Annotated in this window: 16 protein-coding genes; 8 read left to right on the top strand and 8 right to left on the bottom strand. The window is 66.5% G+C overall.

The genetic code is table 11. The annotated features are described in order from the left end of the window. A complete protein-coding gene (locus ACWPN8_RS05355) occupies positions 1 to 252 on the top strand; it encodes a hypothetical protein (protein ID WP_109445327.1) in 252 nt (83 codons plus the stop codon). 148 nt (positions 253 to 400) lie between these two features. Here ACWPN8_RS05355 and ACWPN8_RS05350 read toward each other — a convergent pair whose 3' ends face one another. After that, positions 401 to 1294, bottom strand: a complete 894-nt coding sequence (locus tag ACWPN8_RS05350) for a calcium-binding protein (RefSeq protein ID WP_492240108.1) — start codon at positions 1292 to 1294, stop codon at positions 401 to 403. Here ACWPN8_RS05350 and ACWPN8_RS05345 point away from each other — a divergent pair. Further along, on the top strand, positions 1281 to 2123 hold the full coding sequence (locus tag ACWPN8_RS05345; protein WP_492240107.1) for a hypothetical protein: 843 nt from the start codon (positions 1281 to 1283) through the stop codon (positions 2121 to 2123). The genes ACWPN8_RS05350 and ACWPN8_RS05345 overlap by 14 nt on opposite strands. A 59-nt stretch (positions 2124 to 2182) precedes the next feature. Here ACWPN8_RS05345 and ACWPN8_RS05340 read toward each other — a convergent pair whose 3' ends face one another. The 5 genes from ACWPN8_RS05340 to ACWPN8_RS05320 all read right to left on the bottom strand — a co-directional run bounded on the left by ACWPN8_RS05340 (position 2183) and on the right by ACWPN8_RS05320 (position 10380). Continuing rightward, a complete protein-coding gene (locus ACWPN8_RS05340; RefSeq protein ID WP_492240106.1) occupies positions 2183 to 3073 on the bottom strand; it encodes a LysR substrate-binding domain-containing protein in 891 nt (296 codons plus the stop codon). Between the two features lie 105 nt (positions 3074 to 3178). Continuing rightward, the gene (locus tag ACWPN8_RS05335; protein WP_492240105.1) at positions 3179 to 4363 is read right to left on the bottom strand and encodes an acetate/propionate family kinase; all 1185 of its coding nucleotides are present in this window, start codon (positions 4361 to 4363) and stop codon (positions 3179 to 3181) included. Between the two features lie 14 nt (positions 4364 to 4377). Next, positions 4378 to 5766: a bifunctional enoyl-CoA hydratase/phosphate acetyltransferase gene (locus ACWPN8_RS05330; protein WP_109452576.1), complete on the bottom strand. Its 1389-nt coding sequence runs from the start codon at positions 5764 to 5766 to the stop codon at positions 4378 to 4380. 556 nt (positions 5767 to 6322) lie between these two features. Continuing rightward, entirely contained in the window at positions 6323 to 8608 is a 2286-nt protein-coding gene (locus ACWPN8_RS05325) for a sensor histidine kinase (RefSeq protein WP_492240104.1), read from the bottom strand. Between the two features lie 302 nt (positions 8609 to 8910). Next, complete coding sequence (locus ACWPN8_RS05320; RefSeq protein WP_492240103.1) at positions 8911 to 10380, bottom strand: hybrid sensor histidine kinase/response regulator; 1470 nt, start codon at positions 10378 to 10380, stop codon at positions 8911 to 8913. A 254-nt stretch (positions 10381 to 10634) separates the two neighbouring features. Between ACWPN8_RS05320 and ACWPN8_RS05315 the strand changes: the two genes are divergently transcribed. The 3 genes from ACWPN8_RS05315 (at position 10635) to ACWPN8_RS05305 (ending at position 13719) form a co-directional block, all read left to right on the top strand. Continuing rightward, positions 10635 to 12245, top strand: a complete 1611-nt coding sequence (locus tag ACWPN8_RS05315) for a PAS domain-containing sensor histidine kinase (protein WP_247872901.1) — start codon at positions 10635 to 10637, stop codon at positions 12243 to 12245. Positions 12246 to 12374: 129 nt separating this feature from the next. Then, positions 12375 to 12866, top strand: a complete 492-nt coding sequence (locus tag ACWPN8_RS05310; RefSeq protein WP_492240102.1) for an MmcB family DNA repair protein — start codon at positions 12375 to 12377, stop codon at positions 12864 to 12866. An 85-nt stretch (positions 12867 to 12951) separates the two neighbouring features. Next, the gene (locus ACWPN8_RS05305) at positions 12952 to 13719 is read left to right on the top strand and encodes an Hpt domain-containing response regulator (RefSeq protein WP_492240101.1); all 768 of its coding nucleotides are present in this window, start codon (positions 12952 to 12954) and stop codon (positions 13717 to 13719) included. A gap of 30 nt (positions 13720 to 13749) precedes the next feature. On the opposite strand, the gene ACWPN8_RS05300 is transcribed toward ACWPN8_RS05305, so the two are convergent. After that, a complete protein-coding gene (locus tag ACWPN8_RS05300; protein ID WP_492240100.1) occupies positions 13750 to 15018 on the bottom strand; it encodes a D-alanyl-D-alanine carboxypeptidase in 1269 nt (422 codons plus the stop codon). A 476-nt stretch (positions 15019 to 15494) separates the two neighbouring features. Between ACWPN8_RS05300 and ACWPN8_RS05295 the strand changes: the two genes are divergently transcribed. Further along, the gene (locus ACWPN8_RS05295) at positions 15495 to 16256 is read left to right on the top strand and encodes a hypothetical protein (protein WP_492240099.1); all 762 of its coding nucleotides are present in this window, start codon (positions 15495 to 15497) and stop codon (positions 16254 to 16256) included. Between the two features lie 39 nt (positions 16257 to 16295). On the opposite strand, the gene ACWPN8_RS05290 is transcribed toward ACWPN8_RS05295, so the two are convergent. Then, positions 16296 to 17057 carry a proteasome-type protease gene (locus tag ACWPN8_RS05290; RefSeq protein WP_109445318.1) on the bottom strand — a complete coding sequence of 254 codons (762 nt, stop codon included), beginning with the start codon at positions 17055 to 17057 and terminating at the stop codon, positions 16296 to 16298. 500 nt (positions 17058 to 17557) lie between these two features. On the opposite strand from ACWPN8_RS05290, the gene ACWPN8_RS05285 reads away from it, so the two are divergent. Further along, complete coding sequence (locus tag ACWPN8_RS05285) at positions 17558 to 18082, top strand: phasin family protein (protein WP_492240098.1); 525 nt, start codon at positions 17558 to 17560, stop codon at positions 18080 to 18082. A 329-nt stretch (positions 18083 to 18411) separates the two neighbouring features. Further along, the gene (locus ACWPN8_RS05280) at positions 18412 to 18891 is read left to right on the top strand and encodes a phasin family protein (protein WP_109445316.1); all 480 of its coding nucleotides are present in this window, start codon (positions 18412 to 18414) and stop codon (positions 18889 to 18891) included. Positions 18892 to 19152: the final 261 nt, after the last annotated feature.

The raw sequence follows: 19152 nt of genomic DNA, 5'->3' as shown, positions 1-19152 counted from the left end.
ATGTCCACCCGCTTACGCCTCGCCATCCTGATCTACGGCATGATCCAGGGTGTGGTCTTCGGCATCGGCACCGTCCTGGTCCTGGGCATACCCAGCTTTTCCGAACAGGCGATGACGCTGATGCCGACCGTGGTGATCCTCAGCGTCATCCTTGCCGCTCCCATCGCCTGGTTCATGGCGCCTCGTCTGCGGCTGCGTTTCTGGCAGCAACGGGAACGGCAACAGGCCCCGCGCCGCGTCACCCTGTCCTGACCGCTCAGCCTGCCGCTTCTTCCGCGACCATGGCGAACAGCCAGTCGCGGAAGAATCGCGTGTTGGCGGAGGCATCGCATGGAGCAGCGCCTCCGCGCAGGCTCTCAATTATCTCAAAGACTCTCCACCCTGACGGTTAAAACAGCTGTCAGGCGAATAGAGAATCCCAAGTGTTATAAACACTGGCCATCCACCCAGTATACTGCGTCCCATTCACGAACGCATACTCAACAGTTCCCACCCCATTGTATCCAGTATTTGTTGTCTGGGATTGGATGATGACTCCGTTATCGAAGCTCCCGTCGTCCAACTCCCCCGGCTTGTAAATGTAAAGCGTGGACCTGTCATCCCCAAATGTTAATTGCAGATTTGTCGTCACATTTGCAAAATACATTATATCCTGATTATTTATATCAGAACTCGTTGCATCATTTATAAGTGTAATCCCTGGAGCAGAAAAATCATGGTAATAGAGATCATTCCCTGCCCCTCCCTGTAAAGCATCGGCGAAACCGAAGCCGGGGTCAGTACCTCCGCCAATCAGCGTATCGTCTCCATCTCCACCATAAAGAGCGTCGCGTCCAGGGCCGCCATCCAAACTATCGTTACCCAGATCGCCCCAAAGCCAGTCATCACCATATTGACCGTATAATCTGTCATTTCCCAAATGACCGTTCAGACGATCATTGCCGTCGCCTCCAAGCAGGGTATCTGCCCCGGTCCATCCGACGACGGTGTCGTTTCCAGCTTTTGCATCAACAAACCAGTCGCCGACTTGCGAGCCGGACGTAGGCACCTGAAAGGAATTGTCTTTTTCGTTCAAAGCCATCGAGAAGGGCATGGCCGACACCCAGCTTTTAAAGCTGTGAGATGCAAAAATCTTCAATTTATTAACGATATTGTCAAATAGAAAATAAAATTGGAAAGGTAAGTTATTGAATACTTTACACCTTAAGCATTGGCAATCCTCTTGATGCGCCAGTTTTTCGTGCGTACTATCGGGAAAGAATGCACCGAGAGGCTGTGAGATGACGACGATCACTGGGTCTCAAATTCTGCTCGACGCAACCACTGGCATGGTCAAACCCACCGGTGCATCCGCACGCCCCTCGACCGCCATTGCCTCCCAGGCACCACGCCCGCCTCTTACGGATATTGTGGAGTTGTCCGATGCTGCGCGCCTGAAAATGGGGCGTGAGATGCCGACGGCCCTGTCGGCCGAACGAGATCAGGAGATCCGGCGGGTCGGCGCCGCGATTCCGGCAATGACCGACTGGGCCAATGCGACAAGCGACTATATGGGAAAGGCTGCCGACGCATTTCGCGCTGCGTTCGGCTTGTCCGACAGTGTCTCGATCGCCACTGGCGGTGCTGGAACGGCCATGATGGACGCCATTGCCGCCAGCAAGGGGATCGCCAAGCCCAAACCGCCATCCATACTGGCTGAAGCGGGTGAGAGCGAGGTTGGAGCGACTGCAGAAGACCGCAAGGCCGGCACAGGCTACATCGGGTTGAGCATCACCGATCGGCAGGATTCGCGGTTTGGCCAGAAGCTTGATATCGCGTTCAATCGCAGCACCGGGATCGCATCGGAGGCGATGAGGCTGGTGCGGTTGGATGATCGGCAGGGCGCCGGCGCGCTGGCCCTGACCATGCGTACCGGACCACTGGCCAAGCTGCTGCCATCCGACGGTGGAGATGATACCAGCATGTTTGCGGTTACCGATGGCGGCTCAGGGCCGAATGCAAAGGTTGCGGCGGCGATCCGTTCCGTCGGCATGGACGATGCGGCGACTTCCGCGCTTGCAATCATCAAGGCGGTCGGCCGTTACTTACCCGGCTCGACCGGTGACGGCACCGGCAGCCAATAAAGGGAAGTTCTGGAACCAACGACGACAGGAGTTCCATCTCCTGTCTCCAGCCCGCCCATTCAGGTCGCCGCCTCTTCCGCGACCATGGCGAACAGCCAGTCGCGGAAAGCGCGCATGGTCGGCGTCTCCGGCCGCGACTTCAACGAGGTCAGCCAATAGGCGCCCTTGCAGACGGTGACGGCGAAGGGCTGTTCGATCAGCCCCACGGCGAGCGGTCGGCGGAACATCGCCACCGGAGCCAGTGCCACCCCGGCCCCCTGGATCGCCGCCTCCACCATCAGGGAGGAGGAGTCGAAGACCGGCCCCTTGACCGGCGGCATCGCCGCCGGTTCCACCCCGGCGGCGGCGAACCAGCCCGGCCATTCGTCAGACCGGTAGGAGCGCAGCAGGGTCTCGTGCCCGACATCGGCGGGTTCGCGCAGCCGCCGGGAAATCTCCGGCGCGCACAGCACCGACAGCGGCGCATCGAACAGATGGACAGCCTCGGTGCCGTGCCACGCGCCGTCACCGAAGCGGATGGCGAAGTCCAGCCCCTCCGCCGCGATGTCGACGCGGTTGTTGTTGGTGGACAGGCGCAGATCGACGAAGGGATGCGCCTCGCGGAAGCGCGTCAGCCGCGGCAGCAGCCAGCCGACGGCGAAAGTGCCGACGGCACCGACCGTCAGAACCTCGCGGAACCGCCCGCCCTCGAACTGGTCGAGCAGACCGCCGATGCGGTCGAACGCCTCCTCCAGCGTCGGCAGCAGCGCCCTCCCCTCGTCGGTCAGGGCGAGGCCGCGCGGCAGGCGATGGAACAGGCTGGCGCCCAGCCGCTCCTCCAGCAGCTTGACCTGATGGCTGACGGCGGCCTGGGTCACGCACAGCTCGATGGCCGCGCGGGTGAAGCTGAGATGCCGCGCCGACGCCTCGAAGGCACGCAGGGCGTTCAGCGGCAGATAGGGGCGGACCAAAATTTCCCCCGGACGATGCGTGATGCCGGAGGGGGTGCTAGCACCGAATGGGGACTGGCTCCAGGGGGATGTGGGGAGCGTCAGCCGACGCTCCCCACAAATCGCTCACCGCCCCGTCAGCACCTTGCGGGTGTGCAGAGCGATCATCCGTTCCTCGTCGGTCGGGATGACATAGACCGGCAGGCGGCTGCCGGGGGCCGAGATCTTCGTCGCGTTCGCCTCGTTGGCCGCGGCATCGATGTCCACCCCCATCCAGGCCAGCTTGTCTCCGACCCGCGCCCGCACCGGAGCGGAGCGCTCGCCGATGCCGGCGGTGAACACCAGCGCGTCCACACCACCCATCGAGGCGGACAGCGCGCCGGTCTCCTTGGCGATGCGGAAGCAGAACAGCTCGACCGCCTCCTGCGCATGCGGGTCGCTGCTGTCCAGCAGGGCACGCATGTCGTTGGAGATGCCGGACACGCCGAGCAGGCCGGACTTGTTGTACAGCATCTTCTCGATGGCGCCGGCGTCCATGCCCTTGCGCATCAGGTAGATCAGCACGCCGGGGTCGATGGTGCCGCAGCGGGTGCCCATCGGCAGGCCGTCCAGCGCGGTGAAGCCCATGGTGCTGTCGACGCTGCGCCCGCCATGGATGGCGCACATGCTGGCGCCGCTGCCGAGATGGGCGACGACGACCCGCGAATCACCCAACTCCGGCGCGATCTCCGGCAGGCGGCGGGCGATATACTCGTAGGACAGGCCGTGGAAGCCGTAGCGCCGCACGCCCTCCTCGGTCAGTTCCCGCGGAATGGCGAAGGTCTGGGCCTGCCAGGGCTGGTTGCGGTGGAAGGCGGTGTCGAAGCAGGCGACCTGCGGCAGCTCCGGGTGTGCCTCGGCCAACGCGCGGATGGCGGCGAGGTTGTGCGGCTGGTGCAGCGGGGCGAGCGGGACCAGACCGTCCAACTCGTCCAGCACGGCGGGGGTCAGCAGCACCGGGGCGGCATGGCGGACGCCGCCATGCACCACCCGGTGGCCGGCGGCGATCAGCGTCGCCCCCTCCAGCCGCTCCTCGATCCAGTCGAGCAGGTAGGACAGCAGAGCGGTGCGGTCGCTGGCCTCGCCGGCACCCCAGCTCTTTTCCGCGAGAGGGCGGCGCTGGGCGTCCTTGGCCTCGAACACCGGCTGGGTGCCGATGCCCGAGATCTGGCCGTTGATGGTGACCACCGGATCCCCGCCGCCATGATCCCGGAAGACCGAGAATTTCAGGCTGGAGGAGCCGGCATTGATGACGAGGATCGCGTTGGACATTGCCCCTGCCCTCCTTACTCGGCCGCGGCGGCGGCACCGCGGCGGCGCGCGGCGGCAGACAGGACGGCCACGGCGCAGGAGGCCAGACGGGTGCGCACATTGTCGGCGCGGCTGGTCAGGATGATCGGCACGCGGGCACCGAGCACGATGCCGGCGGCGTCGGCATGGGCCAGGAAGGACAGCTGCTTGGCCAGCATGTTGCCGGCCTCCAGGTCGGGAACCAGCAGGATGTCGGCCTGACCGGCCACCTCGGACTTGATGCCCTTGGTGATGGCCGCCTCGCGGCTGATGGCGTTGTCGAAGGCCAGCGGGCCGTCGAGGATGCCGCCGGTGATCTGGCCGCGGTCGGCCATCTTGCAGAGTGCCGCCGCCTCCAGCGTCGAGGGGATCTTGGTGTTGATGGTCTCCACCGCCGACAGGATGGCGACGCGCGGCACCTCGACCCCCAGCACCTTGGCGAGGTCGATGGCGTTCTGCACGATGCTGACCTTGTCCTCCAGCGTCGGGTAGATGTTGATCGCCGCATCGGTGATCAGCAGCGGCCGCGGGTAGGTCGGGACGTTCATCACGAAGACGTGGCTGAGGCGGCGGCCGGTGCGCAGGCCGGTCTCCTTCCTCACCACCTCGCCCATCAGCTCGTCGGTGTGCAGGCTGCCCTTCATCACCGCCTCGCACTCGCCGGTGCGGGCAAGCCGCACGCCGGTCTCGGCGGAGGCATGGCTGTGGGCGACGTCGACGATGCGGTAGCGCGAGATGTCGAGGCCACAGGCGTCGGCGACCGACCGGATCTTCGATTCCGGACCGACCAGCACCGGGTCGATCAGGTTCGCTTCGGCAGCCTCGACGGCGCCGCGCAGCGAGCTTTCGTCGCAGGGATGGACGACGGCGGTCGGCACCGGTGGCAGCGACTCGCACTTCTTCAGCATCAGCTCGTGGCCGTCATGGCGGATCACCTGCACCTGCGGCAGTTCCGCCTGGGCGCGGCACACCTTCTCGGTCGGGGCGATCACCTCGGCCACGCCGGTCGCAACCGTCCGGCCGTCCTGGTTGATGCACAGGCAGTCGAACACCACCGTCTTGCGCGTCGCGTCCTTCGACTTGGCGGTGACGGTCACGGTGACGATGTCGCCCAGCAGGACCGGACGTTCAAAGCGCAAATCCTGGCCGACATAGACGGTGCCGGGGCCGGGCAGCAGGGTGCCGAGGACAGCGGAGATCAACGAGCCCGACCACATGCCATGGCCGACCACCTTGTGGTCGACGGCGTAATCCTCGTCCACATGGGACGGGTTGAGGTCGCCGGACACCGTCGCGAACAGCTCGATGTCGGACATGGTCAGACGGCGCGACAGGCTCGCCTGCTGGCCGATGCGGATTTCCTCGAACGTGACGTTTTCGATCATGGGGCTGCCGTTCTTGCCGGTCGGAACGATGCCGCTGCGACCCGCCGGGGCGGCGGAGGGGGCGGCGATGGCGGTGTCCATACTAGAATGCTCCTGAAAAGGATCGCGGCGCCCGACCAACGGACCCCGCCGGAATGGCGAAGATCCGAATGCCGGTGACCGGACCGGATGCCCGTTAACCGGGGCATCCGTCGCGGCGGCAGGCCGTATCCTCCCAAGTCCGGTTCCCGTCGCCGCCGGCGCCCTTGCCGGGCAGGCCATGGCGACCGGCCGAACTCCGTCTTGTTGGGTTCCTTAGAAACGGAACCTTCGCTTTCCAAGCTTTTCCAAAGGACTGTGCTTGTGCGCAAGCAATAGCCCCTATGGCGAAGGCGCCCAATGACCTACATCAATAAAGTTGCCAAGCCATTGTTGCAGTTGGGTTACTGGGATCGTTTCGGCTCAGTGAGCAGACGCAGCATAACCGAAACTTGCGCAGACCATGACGGGAAAAGCGGACCAGCCTGCGGAACTGCCCCCATTGCGCGCTGCGGAATGCTGGCAGACGGCGGACCGCTCAGTCGGCGGCGGCACAGCAGGAGCATTGCTGTGCCACGACCGGAATGCTGACGGCGAACATGGTGCCGTGCCCCACCCGCGACCGCACGGTGACGGGATGGTCCAGCATCTCGGCCATGCGGCGGACGATCGACAGTCCCAGGCCGAGCCCGCGTCCGCTGTCGCGCTGGTCGGTGCCGCAGCGGTAGAAATCCTCGAAGATCGCGGCCATTTCCGCCTCGGCGATCCCGGGACCGGTGTCCCACACCTCGATGGACAGGCGCATCCCGCCATCGGCGGTGGACCGGCGCCGGCAGCCCAGCAGGATCCGCCCTTCGGTGGTGTAGCGCAGGGCGTTGACCAGCAGGTTGCGCACCATCCGCTCCAGCAGGATCGGATCGCTCTTCACGCGGAGGGAACAGGGGACCATCCGCAGCAGAAGCCCGCGGTCGATGGCCTGATCGCCGATCTCCACCGCCAGACGGCTCAGGATGTCCTGCACGTCAAATTCGACGACCCGCGGCTTGACGTTGCCGACCTCCAGCGCGGAGGTGTCGAGCAGGGTGGACAGCAGCGTGTTGCCGGCGGTCAGCGCCTCTCCCAGCTTGTTCGCCACCTCCACCTGATGGGGATCGTCCAGCTTTGACATCAGGATGTGGTGGAACAGGCTCATCGCCTGGAAGGGTTGGCGCAGGTCGTGGCTGGCGGCGGCCAGAAAGCGGCTCTTGGCCTGGTTGGCCCGCTCCGCCTCGGCATGGGCGCGCGCCAGCGCCTCGCGGATGTCGGCCGATTCCGTCACGTCGATGGCGGCGCAGATGACGCCGGCCACCGCACCCGTCTCGTCCCGCATCGGCTCGACCGACAGGTCGAGCACCCGTCGGAAGCCGAAACAGGTCAGCTCCAGTTCGCACCGCGTCCCGACGCCGCTGTCCATCACCGCCCGTTTGAGTTCGACCGTCCGTGCCGCTTCCTCCGCCGGAAACAGGTCGCCGTCTGTCCGGCCGATCATGCGCTCCGGATGCAGGTCCATCCGCGGACAGTAGATCCAGAGGTGCCGCAGATCCCGGTCCTGGCTGAACAGCGTCACCTTGGAATAGCGCAGAGCCATCCGGAACCGCTCCTCGCTCTCGCGCAGGGCACGGGCCATGGCGGCGCGGGCGCGTGCCTCCGTCTGGAGCAAACGCCGGGTCCTCCCCTCGCGCAGGACATAGGCAGTGCTGCCGGCAGTCAGCAGAAGGCCGCCGATCAGCATCGTCCAGGCCAGCCGGTCTTCCACGCTGAACAGCCGCGCCGGACTCGGAACCACATAGAGCCGCCACACCCGGCCGCCATAGGCGATGTCGCGGACGATGGCGTACGGCGCCGCCGGGCCGGTCAGCTGCTCCACGGTGAGGGCATCGACCGGTGGGTGCGGCAGTTCGCCGGGACGGCCGATCGCCCCTTCGGCGGCCAGCAGCCGCGGTGTTCCGGAGGTCGTCTGGCCCGGCGGCTCCAGCAGATAGGCATCGCCGACGGTCAGCCCGACCCGGCGGACCGAATCGCGCAGCAGCTGCCCGACATCGAAGCTGGTCCACAGGAAGCCGGTCAGCGCATCGCAGACGAGGCGTCCACCGGCATAGGGACGGCCGTCGTCGGGATCGACCTCGCGGGAATAGACCGGCAGATAGATCAGCACGGACTTCCTGCCCTGCTCCGACCTCAGCGGCTCGCCGCCGGCCGCGACGATGCGGTTGGCGGTGCAGGAGCGGGCCAGCACGTCGCGCTGGCCGGGCAGGGTGGCCATGTCCAATCCGACCAGCCCGGCGGCAGACCGCGGTTCGGCCAGCACAGTGACGAACCGGGCGGCGGCAAGCTGCCCGGCGGAAGAATCGCTGGCGCCGCCGTCGGACTCCGCGCTTCCCCCGCCACCGGCGGTGCGGACGGCGAAGGAACTGTGGCCCGCCGCGCGCATCGCACGCTCCAACAACGGGACGTCCCGTTCGGCGATCCGGCGCGCCCAGGCGACGGCATGCAAATTGGGGTAGAGCGGCAGCAGCGGCTCGACGGCCGATGCGAAGCTCACCTCCGTGACTGGAGCCGGGCCGGCCATCGGACCGCTGAGCGCGCGCAAAAGCACGCTCTGGTCCTCGAAATCAGACTTCAACTGGTCATGGAGCTGGATGGCCTGGCGGTCCGCCAGAGCAAGCTCAGCTCCGCGGGTGGCACTCCTGATCATCAGGAAGGCCGAAAAGGACAGGAACATCCCGGCGATAATGATCACCACCAGTTTCCCGGCCCGTCCCCCCTCCCGATAACGCCGGTTCATCCGAACGCCCTCCACCCAACCCGTTCGAACAGCGAGTGCCCGAACCGATCATAGCGAAGGCAAGACATAAAATGGTATGCGAAACTTGAAGCTCAAACGAAAGGAGGATAGCGGCCTAACCATTGGTGGATAAAAGAACTGTTGCGTTGAGGGAAACGGACGAAAGTTTGTTGCACTTCGCCGTATCCTTCGGTCTCTGTTTCAGAAATGTCATTGCGCTGCACAAAACCTCAATGGTTTCGACTCTCCATCTTTTGCTTACTTACCCCGAATCCATTCAACTGGCATTCTATTGTTTGTTATCAGAGTGGATCATGCCCGAGCAGACGGACCACGGCGGCACGCAGGGCAAGCGGGGCCACCGGCTTGTGCAGCAGCGGATAACCGGACAGCCGCGCCTCGCGCAGCCGCTTGGGGTCGGTGTCGCCGGTCAGGATCATTCCCGGAACCGGACGGTCGAACAGCTTGACGATCTGCCGGATCGCGACGATGCCGTTGGCGGCTCCCTTCAGCCGCAGATCGGATATGACGAGGTGAAAGTGCTCGGGCGCCGGGCCGAGCCGCTCGACAGCCATGTCGTAGGAGTCCGCGCCGACCACGCTGCATCCCCATTGCCCGAGCAGCGCTTCCAGCGCCGCCAGCACCATGGGGTCGTCCTCGATCACCAGGATGCGGGTGCAGCTGATGTCGGTGGTGCCGCCGTCCGACGCCGGTGCCCCGGCTGCCGCGCTCTCCGCCTGCGCGGACGCGTCCGCCCCTTCGGCGGCATGTTCGACGGATATGGGGACAAGGACGGCGAAGACGGTGCCCCGCCCCTCCTCCGCGCAGACCTCCAGCCCGAGGCCGAGCTTGCGGGCAAGGCCACGAACGAGGGTCAGGTCCAGGCCGAGCGCCCCTCCCCCTTCCCCGACCGGCTTCGCCAGCTCAGTCCGCAGGGCCGCCAGCCGCTGCGACGACAGGCCACGGCCGCTGTCCCACACCTCGACGCGCAGGCGGTCGCCGCGCAGGCGGCAGCCCAGCAGCACGCGGCCCCGCACCGTGCCGCGCAAGGCATTGGCGACCAGCCCGTGCAGCAGGCGCTCCAACAATGCGGAGTCGGTCCGCACCATCGCCGAACAGGGCATCACGGAGAAGCGCAGACCGCGGTCGGCAAAGCGCGGCGCCACCTCCAGCGCCAGGCGCATCAGGACGCCGTTCACCGCGTGGGTGCGGATGTCCGGCTCCATCAGGCCGCTTTCCAGGCGGACGAGGTCGAAATGGCCATCGACCATGCTGCGCATCGATTCCACCGCCTGGGCCATCGAGTGCAGCAGGTCGCGCCCCTCGCCAAGCCGGCTTTCAGCCACCCTGCTTTCCGCCACTCCGGCATCCAGGCGGCCATCCAGCGTGCCGATCAGCAGCGAGAGCGCGGCCAGAGGCTGGCGCAGGTCATGGCTCGCCGCCGCGAACAGCCTGTCGGCCGGATCGGGCATCCGCCGGACCGCAGGGGAACCGGCATTCAAAGAGACGGACGAAAGCGACGCGTCGAACCGCCACACCGCCCCCCCGCCGGCAAGCCGCAGCACCTGGCGGTCGGGCATCATGTGCGGTCCGGCGGACGGGAACAGGCTGGCCTCCAGCTCGTCGGCCGGCATGCCGGCGGTCAGGCGTCCGGCCAGCAGCGGAAGGGCTGCGGCCGCCGGCGTCCAGTCGGCGAGCCGTCCGTCGGTCCCGAACACCAGAAGGGCCGGCCCCGCACTGCCGGCATCGTCGTGGCTGCCCTTCACCGTCACACCTGCGTCCCAACCCTCACGCTCCGATAAGACTAGAGACTATGGAAGGCACAGCCCGTTGCAAAGCCCGCCATTGGGCAGATGGAACGCGAAGATCATAACGGTCACCTCAATCAAACCTTTCGTTGCTTTTTCGGTAAACCCCATGCATTGAAGGGGCTCCTCATCTGATTTGTTACAATTCGACAAATATTCGGCAACATATTTGATTCGGCCTTCAGCGTTTCTTAGGAATAGGCCGCAATGATCGCCGGATGGATTGCGACACGCAGACTTGTGCCGATGCCGGGCGGGGCGGGACCGCGGCCGAGGAACTCCCGCCTGCCGATCCTCTGCTGCTCGCCATGCTGCATCTGCCCGATGCGGTTGCAGTGCTCAAGGCGCACCACGACTGCACAGGTGCGCTGACCGACCTGGAATGGCTGTCCGCCAACCCGGCGGCGGAGCGGCTGATGGGCATCGCCCCGCTGACAGGCCGGCGGCTGCGCGGCGGCGGCATCGATGCCGCCTGCCCCGGCCTGTTCGCGGCTCTGGCCGATGCCCTGCACGGCCCGGTGGAGCGCACCGTCGCGGCGCGGCGCGGCACGACGCCGGTGCGCTGGCGGGTATCGGCCGGTCCTGCACCCGTCGGGTTGTGCGCCGTGTTGACCGACCTTGGCCCCGAAACGCCGACGGTGGCCGAAGCGCTGGCCGAAAGCCTGACCGCAGCGCTCGAGCACAGCGCAGAGAGCTTCGCCCTGTTCGACCATGAGGACCGGCTGGTCCATGCCAACGGCCGGCTGAAGAGGGATCTGCCCGATGTGGCCGACCGGCTGGTTCCCGGCGTTGCGTTCTCGGAGCTGGCCCACCGCTTCGCCCTGACCGACCCGCGCCTGACCACCGAGGAGGAGCGCCGCGCCTGGGTGGCGGCGCGGCTGGAGCGCCATCGCCGCCTGGAACCGCCGATGGTGGTGCCGTTGCCCGACGGACGCTGGCTGCTCAGCCGCGAACATGCGGTGCCGGGCGGCGTACTGGTCCACTACACCGACGTCACCACGCTGAAGCTGAACGAGGAGCGGCTGCGCATCCGCGAGGCGGAGGCCAGAACCGCCCGCGCCGAGGCGGAAAGCGCCAGCCGCGCCAAAAGCGCCTTCCTGGCCCAGATGAGCCACGAGTTGCGGACCCCGCTGAACGCCGTGCTCGGCTTTTCGGAGATGCTGCTGTCCGAGGCGTTCGGGCCGCTGGGCAATCCCCGCTACCGCAGCTATGCCGGCGACATCCGCGATGCGGGAACCCATCTGCTGGCGCTGATCGACGACATCCTGGAACTGTCGCGCCTGGATGGCGGCGGCATGCCGATGGCCGAGGAGGGCGTGGACCTCGACATGCTGTCGCTGCGCGTCGTCTCCGCCCTGCAGGAGGTGGCGAAGGAAGGCGACGTCCAATTGCGCCGCGAGGTGCCCGCCGACCTGCCGCTTCTGCAGGGCGACGCCCAGGCGTTGACCCAGATGCTGACCAATCTGCTATCGAACGCCGTCACCCACACCCGTCCCGGCGGCGAGGTGATGCTGACGGCCCATCTGATGCCGGACGGCGGGATCGGGCTGATGGTGGCCGACACCGGCGTGGGCATCCCGAGCGCCGAGCTTCCGCGCATCCTCCACCCGTTCGAACCGCCGGATTCCACCATCGCCCGCAACTCTCGCGGGACCGGGCTGGGGCTGCCCATCGTCAAGCGGCTGGTCGAGATGCATGGCGGACGGATGGAACTGACCAGCCAGCCCGGCGTCGGCACCGCGGTCGTGCTCGTCTTCCCCGCCGACCGCAGCCTGCCGCGCGACCGCTGCCGGCCGGCGCCCCTGCCTCCGGTCATTCTGCCCGGCTGATTCTGTCGGGCTAAATTCGGCGCGCCGATTGCCCGCATCCACCTTTTGCCCCTTGGCGGGGACGGGACGACAGGTCATTGTGGGCATCATGTTCCCTACACGTTCCCGTTTCGATGGTGGCACCGCGTCATGAGCGACGACATTGCCGTTCCGATTTCCGACACCGAGGCCAGCTTCCCGGCTGTGGGTGCGCCGCCGATCTTCCGCGGCGTCCGGCGGGCGCTGGCGACACGCGGCTATGCCAGCCTGACCGAATTCCGTTTGGCGAGCGGCCGGCGGGCCGATGTGCTCGCCATCGACGAGGCCGGCAACATCCTGATCGTCGAGGTGAAGAGCGGTGTGCCCGATTTCCGCTCCGACCAGAAATGGCAGGAATATCGGGAATGGTGCGACGCTTTCTATTTCGCGGTCGATGACGGCTTCCCGACCGAACTGATCCCTGAGGATTGCGGCTTGATCGTCGCCGATGCCTACGGCGCCGAAGTCCTGCGCGAGGCTCCAGTCGCCAAGCTGGCGGCCGCCCGCCGCAAGACCCTGCTGCTGCGCGCCGCGATGACGGGCGCCGGGCGGCTGCACCGGATCGAGGATCCAATGTTTACCCAATCCTCGCCGACCGTGTGACCCGGCCACCCGACCGCGGGGATGCGGAGGGGCGCGGAACCGGCTAGACTGCGGCCACCACATCAACCTGGGAGAGCGGACCGGCATGCCGGCGGACCAGATGGGCGCAGCACACCCCTTGCACATCCTGCTGGCGGAGGACGAAACGGTCACCCGCCTTGCCGCCCGCGTCCTGCTGGAGCGCGCCGGCCATCGGGTGCTGGCGGTGGAAGACGGACCGGCCGCCGTCGCCGCCGCGGCGGCCGATGCCTTCGACCTGATCCTGATGGATCTCGGCCTGCCCGGCCTGCCGGGCGACGAGGCCGTCCGCGCCATCCGCCGCCAGTCCGGCGGCGGCACCCCCCGTATCCTGATGCTGACCGCCAGCGCCACCAGCGAAGGCCAGGACCGCTGTGACGGCTGCGGCGCCGATGGCACGCTGATCAAGCCGCTGCGGCTCGACGCCCTGCTGGTGGCGCTGAGCCGCGGAGCGCAGGCCAGGACGCCGGCAGCCGAGCCGGCTTCCGAGGCGGCGTTCGACGAGCGCGCCATCGGGACGATGCAGGAGATGTTGCCCGCCACCCGCGTCGCCGAACTGATCGACAAGACGGTGGCGGTGCTGCGCCAGCATGGGCAGACGCTGGACGAGGCGCTGAAAAACGGCGACCGGACGACCGCCGGGGCGATGGCCCACAAGATCGCTGGTGTGTCCGGGCAATATGGCTGCGTCGCCCTGCGCCGGGCCGCACGCGCTCTGGAGAAGGAACTGGAGGAACCGGGCGCCGATACGGGCGGCCAGGCCGGTGAATTGGCCGGCATGCTGACGCCGGCGCTTGAATTCCTGGAACGCTGCGCTGCCGCGGCACGGGGATAACCCCCCGGCCGGCGGCAGTCAGCCTGTTCTTCAGCCCCGCTCGCCGGGCGAAACGGCGACGCAGTGGTGACCGTGCTTGGTCAGGACCGCGCAGGCCTTGCGGGCACCCTTCTCGTCCATGCCGGTCAGACGGGCACGATAGACGGTGTCCTTGCCGGTCTTGGCCTCGACCACGCTGGCCTTGGCGGTGCGCAGCAGGAAGGGTGCCTGCTTGACGGCCTGCGACACCGCCTTGTTGCCCGCCGCCTTGCTGGAGAAGGCGCCGACCTGGACACCCCAATGCGAGGCGTTGCCGCCACGGGTGGACTTCTCCTCTCGGGCCGGCGCGGCGGGGATCGCCGCCGGAACCGCCGCGGTCTGCAGCGAGGCGCGGACGACCGGCTTAGTCTTGACCTCGACCTCCTCGTCGTCATCGTCCCCTTCGCCGTCGATGGCGTCGGACCGGGTGGTGTCGAGGCTCGCCATCACCGGCGCGTCGTCGCGGCCACGGTTGGGCCGGCCGAAGGCCTGATCGAGCAGCGCCGCCATCCTGTTGTCGCGCGACACCGCAGACTTGCCGCCCAGCACAACGCCGACCAGACGCCGCCCGTCCCGCACCGCCGAGGCGGCGAGGTTGAAGCCGGACGCCACGGTATAGCCGGTCTTGATGCCGTCCATGCCCTCGTAGCGGGACATCAGGTGGTTGTGGTTGGCCAGGGTGCGGCCGCCATAGACGAAGTTGCGGCGGCTGAAATAGGGGTAATACTTTGCATGGTCGCGCATCAGCGCGCGGGACAGATAGGAATAGTCGCGGGCGGTCGTCACCTGCTCCATGTTCGGCAGGCCCGAGGCGTTGCGGTAAACGGTGTGGCGCATGCCCAGTTCGCGCGCCTTGCGCGTCATCATCTCGGCGAAGCGCGACTCGGTGCCGCCCAGCGCCTCCGCCAGCACCACGGCGGCATCGTTGGCCGACTTGGTGACCAGCCCGAGGATCGCCGTCTCAACCTTCAGCGTCTGGCCGGCGCGCAGGCCGAGCTTGGTCGGCGTCATGCTCTCCGCCCAGGACGAGACCGGCAACTGCTGATCGAGGGTCAGGCGACCGTCCTCCAGCGCATCGAAGGTCAAATAGAGCGTCATCATCTTGGTCAGCGACGCCGGATGGGTGATCGCGTCGGCGTCCTGGTCGATCAGCACCTGCCCGGTGCGGGCATCGACGACGATGGCGGCGGCCTTGGCCGCCAGCGCCTCGGCGGCGGACAGGCCGGACCCGACGGCAACCATCCCCAGCAGCGCGGCCGCCGCGAGCAGATGGCGCCCCATACCCGCCGAACTCCGCCCGCCGGCCGTATCCGCCGCGCGAAAGGCGAACGGAAACAATCCGTTACGAACGGTGTTGCGCGTTACACTCATGATGGCCCCGCCAACCGCTAGATCTTGGTGCTTGGTTCAATGGTAAATTCGTGCGAAATCAGTGTCTAGCATGAATTCGTTAATTTACTGCTTTGGCTTTTCGCAGTTTCTGTGGCCAAAATCGCGGGTCCTGCATGTAGAGGGAAGGAACGGCGGGGACGGCACGGCGGAAGGGTTGCGGCACGGCGCAAACGGAAGGGGCAAACGGATTACCGGCGTCCCCAGACAGGCCAAAGCCCACCGGTGTCCGGAGATCGGGTCTTGCCGCCACGTCCTTCGTTCTCCACCTACCAGGGGCCGCCGACGCGAGGCAAGCGACAATGAGCCGTGGTCATCAAAGAACCGTTCCGGCCGCCTTTTTTTCCCGCGGGGGTGACCGCCGGGCCATGGTCCGCGCAACCGCCAGGATGACGGGAGTTGCCGCCATGGCGGTGACGCTGCTCGCGCTGGCCGGTTGCAGCTCCGTCGGGCCGACCGACAACCCGGTGGCGCGCAAGCTGACCTGGTTCAGCTACCTCAACGGCGACGACCTGCGGTCCCGCTGCGGCAAGGACAGCGCCGACCGCTACCGGCTGATCTTCAATGCCGACTACAACCGGCATGTCCGCACCTACGACATCGTCGGCGACATGGACCGCGGCGGCGCCGCGGTCGAAGCCCACGTGATCGAGGCGACCGACCTCGCCCGCCTGACGCTGGCCGATCCGTTCTCCGCCGCGCGCGGCAACACGGCGACCCTGCAACTGAGCGCCGCCCAGTTCGACAGCTTCGTCGGCCGCCTGCGCGAGGACGGGGTGTTCGACCCGCCGCCCCAGGGCTTGCGCTTGCCGTCCAACGGCTTTTATTGGCTGATCAACGGCTGCCGGGCCGGGCAGTGGTTCTTCACCGCCTACCCCTACCCGTCCAGCCGCTTCACCGACGCCCGGTTCCCGGAGCTGCTGCGCAGCATCGACCCGACCGGCATCGCCTATCCCGGCCTGCCGGCTCCCGACGAGGCTCCGCGCACCCTGCCCTCCTCCGGCCAGCTGGCGGACGGAGGCGTGTTCTTCGAGGTGCAGATCGGGCGCGACGGGCTGGGCCACTATGGGCTGGTGGGCCCGACCGCCCCCTTCGGGGCGCTGCTGCTGAGCGCCCTTCCGGGGAAATGAGCAAAACCGACGGTGGCGGTCACGGGTGACCGCCGGGGTTCAGACGGCCTCTTCGGCCGGCTGGCGCGGGCGCATGTCTTCCGGCACCAGCGTCTCGACCCAGGGACCGTCCGGCATGCGCCGGGCCAGTTCGGTCAGGTTGCGGTTCCACCACTGGCGCTGTTCGGCAAGGTCGTCATAGTCGTAGTTCGACTGGCGCCAGCTGCGCGAGTCGGCATGGTAGGACACCATGTCGATGGGGAAGCCGACATCGTTGCTGGAGAAACGCGTGCTGTCGAAGGACAGGTAGGCCAGCTTCAGCGCCGTCTGCATGTCGGTGCCGTAGGTCAGCGCCCGGTCCAGGATCGGCTTGCCATAGGCGGTGGCGCCGATCGAAAGATAGGGGGTGCGCTCGTCGACCTCGATCCAGTTGCCCTCCGGATAGACCAGGAACATGTAGGGTTCGCGGTCTTCGGCCAGCTGGCCGCCGATGATGGCGTGCAGGTTGAAGTGCAGCTTCGACGCCTCCAGCGACTCCCTGTCCTCCGCGGCGACTTGCCGCAGGCAGGCGGTGAAGGCCGAAACCGCGTCCAGCATGGTCGAATAGGACTCGCCCCGGCGCTTCTGCATGTCGCGGCGCAGATAGGCCAGCGTCTTGTCGCGCACGCTGCGCAGGCCGGAGTTCATGATGAAGAAGCGGTCGCCGCCGCTGCCCATCATCGTCACCTTGCGGGCCGACGAAAGCTGCGATCCGCTGGTGATCCGGCCGTCCGACAGACCGATCAGGCCGTCGCGGGTCTTGATGCCAAGGCAGTAGGTCATGATCGAAATGGTCCCGAAGATGCGGCCTGAAGAGCGGATGGTCCGGCACGCCGCGTCCAAGCGCCGCACCTGACCTATGGCCGAGGCGAATCCCGCCCGCGGCCAAGCTACACTTGTCCCAGCGTCGGTAAAGCCTTCGTTAAGGACATCCGCCATCAGGGCCGCTTTCAAGGACTTGAGGCGGGTTCCGCCCGGTCCGGCAACGGGAAAGGCGCGGTCGTCATCGAAGCGTCACGCCATAGGGGTATGCTGCGGCGCAAGAGACTAGGCCGGGCACCCCCGAACGGACAGTTGACACCGCCCCATGCTTAGCCCATAAAATTCTTATATTGCAATGCAGCATTCTGGCGCCCTTCCCTTGTGTGGAAAGACGGCGGTCGAGGGCTGCACAACGTAAAAAACTCAAACGCACACCGCTGCCGGCAGGCTCCTCGCCACGCTTTGCGGCGGACGGGTCTCATCAACCAAACGCCGGCATCAGCCAGGAAGGAACGCACGCCATGAACCAGTTCACGCCGAAGTCGATCGAGAACGTCGCCGCCCAGGCCAAGGAGCAGTATGAGGGTCTGGTGAAGGCCGGCCAGGAACAGACGGTCAAGCAGTTCGAGCAGACCGCGACCGCCGCCAAGGAGCAGTTCGAGAAGACCGCCGCCCAGCTGCTGAAGAGCTATGAGGACCTTCAGGCCACCGGCAAGGCCAATGTCGAGGCGCTGATCGCCAGCAGCACCATCGCCGCCAAGGGCGCCGAGGATCTGGGCCGCGAGGTCGTCGCCTACGGCCAGTCGGCGCTGGACAAGTCCATCACCACCGGCAAGGCGCTGCTGACTGCCCGCACCATCCAGGAGGTGGTGGAGCTGCAGAACGATTTCCTGAAGACCAGCTTCAACTCGCTGCTGGCCGAGACCACCCGCCTGCAGGAGCTGTCGACCAAGGTCACCAACGAGGCGCTGGCCCCGCTGAACGCCCGCGTCACCGCGACGGTCGAAACCTTCTCCAAGCCGATCGTCAAGCCGATCGCCGCCTGAGCGGCCCCATCGGATGGCACGTGACGGCCGGGATCCAGCTATGGATCCCGTCATCGCAAACGGCCCGGCAACCTCCACGCGGTTGCCGGGCCGTTCTGCGTTAAGCCCCCCTACGCTCCCGCCGGATGTTCGCGCGGAAGTTTTTTGTGCAGCGCACAATGCCCATTGACTCCCTGCGCCGCTTTCCTTATCTTCAGCTTATGTTGCAGTGCAGCATACTTCGGGCGCCCGCCCTGTCGGGGTCCGAGGGTTTCAACCCATTCCGCAATCGGCCGCCGCACCGTCGGGGCCGCGCGGTTGACCCCTTATAGAGCGCGAGGAGCATAGCCATGTCCGACCAGATCGCCGCCGTCACCAAGTCCGTCGAAGACGCCATCGCCACTGCCAAGCAGAATCTGGAAGGCCTGGTGAAGGCCCAGCAGGAGCAGATCGAGAAGGCCTCCGCCAAGGTGCTGAAGGGCTATGACGAGCTGACCGTTCTCACCAAGGAGAATGTCGATGCGCTCGTGAAGTCCGGCACCGTCGTCGCCAAGGGCGCGGAAGAGGCCGGCAAGCAGGTCGCCGCCTTTACCCAGTCCTCGCTGGAGAAGAGCGTGTCGAACGCCAAGGCCGTGCTGGCGGTGAAGACGATCCAGGAACTGGTCGAGCTGCAGAGCGCCTTCACCAAGGCCAGCCTCGATGCATTCGTGTCGGAGAGCACCAAGCTGCAGGAGCTGACCGTCAAGGTCGCCAACGAGGCGCTGGCCCCGCTGAACGCGCGCGTCAACGCCACGGTCGAGGTCCTGTCGAAGAAGCCGGTCGCCGCCTGACCGGTCCGACTCTCCTGCTTTCTTGACCGGTGGGCAGGCAATGCCCACCTGAAGGACCGCATCGCAGCGGCCCGACATCCCGCCTTGGGATGCCGGGCCGTTTTGCGTTTCCGGCCGCGGCCCTCCTCCAACGGTCGGAAGGCCCCTTGATCGGGGTAGGGTTTTCCGCCGATTGCGGCCATTTCCGAAGCGGTGTCTCCTATTACGGAGTAGCGGAAGGGCCTGTGGTCCAAAGGAGGGTCTGCCAAATGGAGGTCAGCT

Source organism: Azospirillum sp. UENF 112521 (assembly GCF_058780665.1).
This window is presented reverse-complemented; position numbering and strand designations above follow the sequence as displayed.

What these genes read in the sequence shown, in the direction of transcription:
- ACWPN8_RS05355 (WP_109445327.1), top strand. Translation starts at nt 1, where the DNA reads ATGTCCACCCGCTTACGCCTCGCCATCCTGATCTACGGCATGATCCAG.
- ACWPN8_RS05345 (WP_492240107.1), top strand. Translation starts at nt 1,281, where the DNA reads ATGACGACGATCACTGGGTCTCAAATTCTGCTCGACGCAACCACTGGC.
- ACWPN8_RS05335 (WP_492240105.1), bottom strand. Translation starts at nt 4,363, where the DNA reads ATGTCCAACGCGATCCTCGTCATCAATGCCGGCTCCTCCAGCCTGAAA.
- ACWPN8_RS05330 (WP_109452576.1), bottom strand. Translation starts at nt 5,766, where the DNA reads ATGATCGAAAACGTCACGTTCGAGGAAATCCGCATCGGCCAGCAGGCG.
- ACWPN8_RS05325 (WP_492240104.1), bottom strand. Translation starts at nt 8,608, where the DNA reads ATGAACCGGCGTTATCGGGAGGGGGGACGGGCCGGGAAACTGGTGGTG.
- ACWPN8_RS05315 (WP_247872901.1), top strand. Translation starts at nt 10,635, where the DNA reads ATGGATTGCGACACGCAGACTTGTGCCGATGCCGGGCGGGGCGGGACC.
- ACWPN8_RS05310 (WP_492240102.1), top strand. Translation starts at nt 12,375, where the DNA reads ATGAGCGACGACATTGCCGTTCCGATTTCCGACACCGAGGCCAGCTTC.
- ACWPN8_RS05305 (WP_492240101.1), top strand. Translation starts at nt 12,952, where the DNA reads ATGCCGGCGGACCAGATGGGCGCAGCACACCCCTTGCACATCCTGCTG.
- ACWPN8_RS05300 (WP_492240100.1), bottom strand. Translation starts at nt 15,018, where the DNA reads ATGGGGCGCCATCTGCTCGCGGCGGCCGCGCTGCTGGGGATGGTTGCC.
- ACWPN8_RS05295 (WP_492240099.1), top strand. Translation starts at nt 15,495, where the DNA reads ATGGTCCGCGCAACCGCCAGGATGACGGGAGTTGCCGCCATGGCGGTG.
- ACWPN8_RS05290 (WP_109445318.1), bottom strand. Translation starts at nt 17,057, where the DNA reads ATGACCTACTGCCTTGGCATCAAGACCCGCGACGGCCTGATCGGTCTG.
- ACWPN8_RS05285 (WP_492240098.1), top strand. Translation starts at nt 17,558, where the DNA reads ATGAACCAGTTCACGCCGAAGTCGATCGAGAACGTCGCCGCCCAGGCC.
- ACWPN8_RS05280 (WP_109445316.1), top strand. Translation starts at nt 18,412, where the DNA reads ATGTCCGACCAGATCGCCGCCGTCACCAAGTCCGTCGAAGACGCCATC.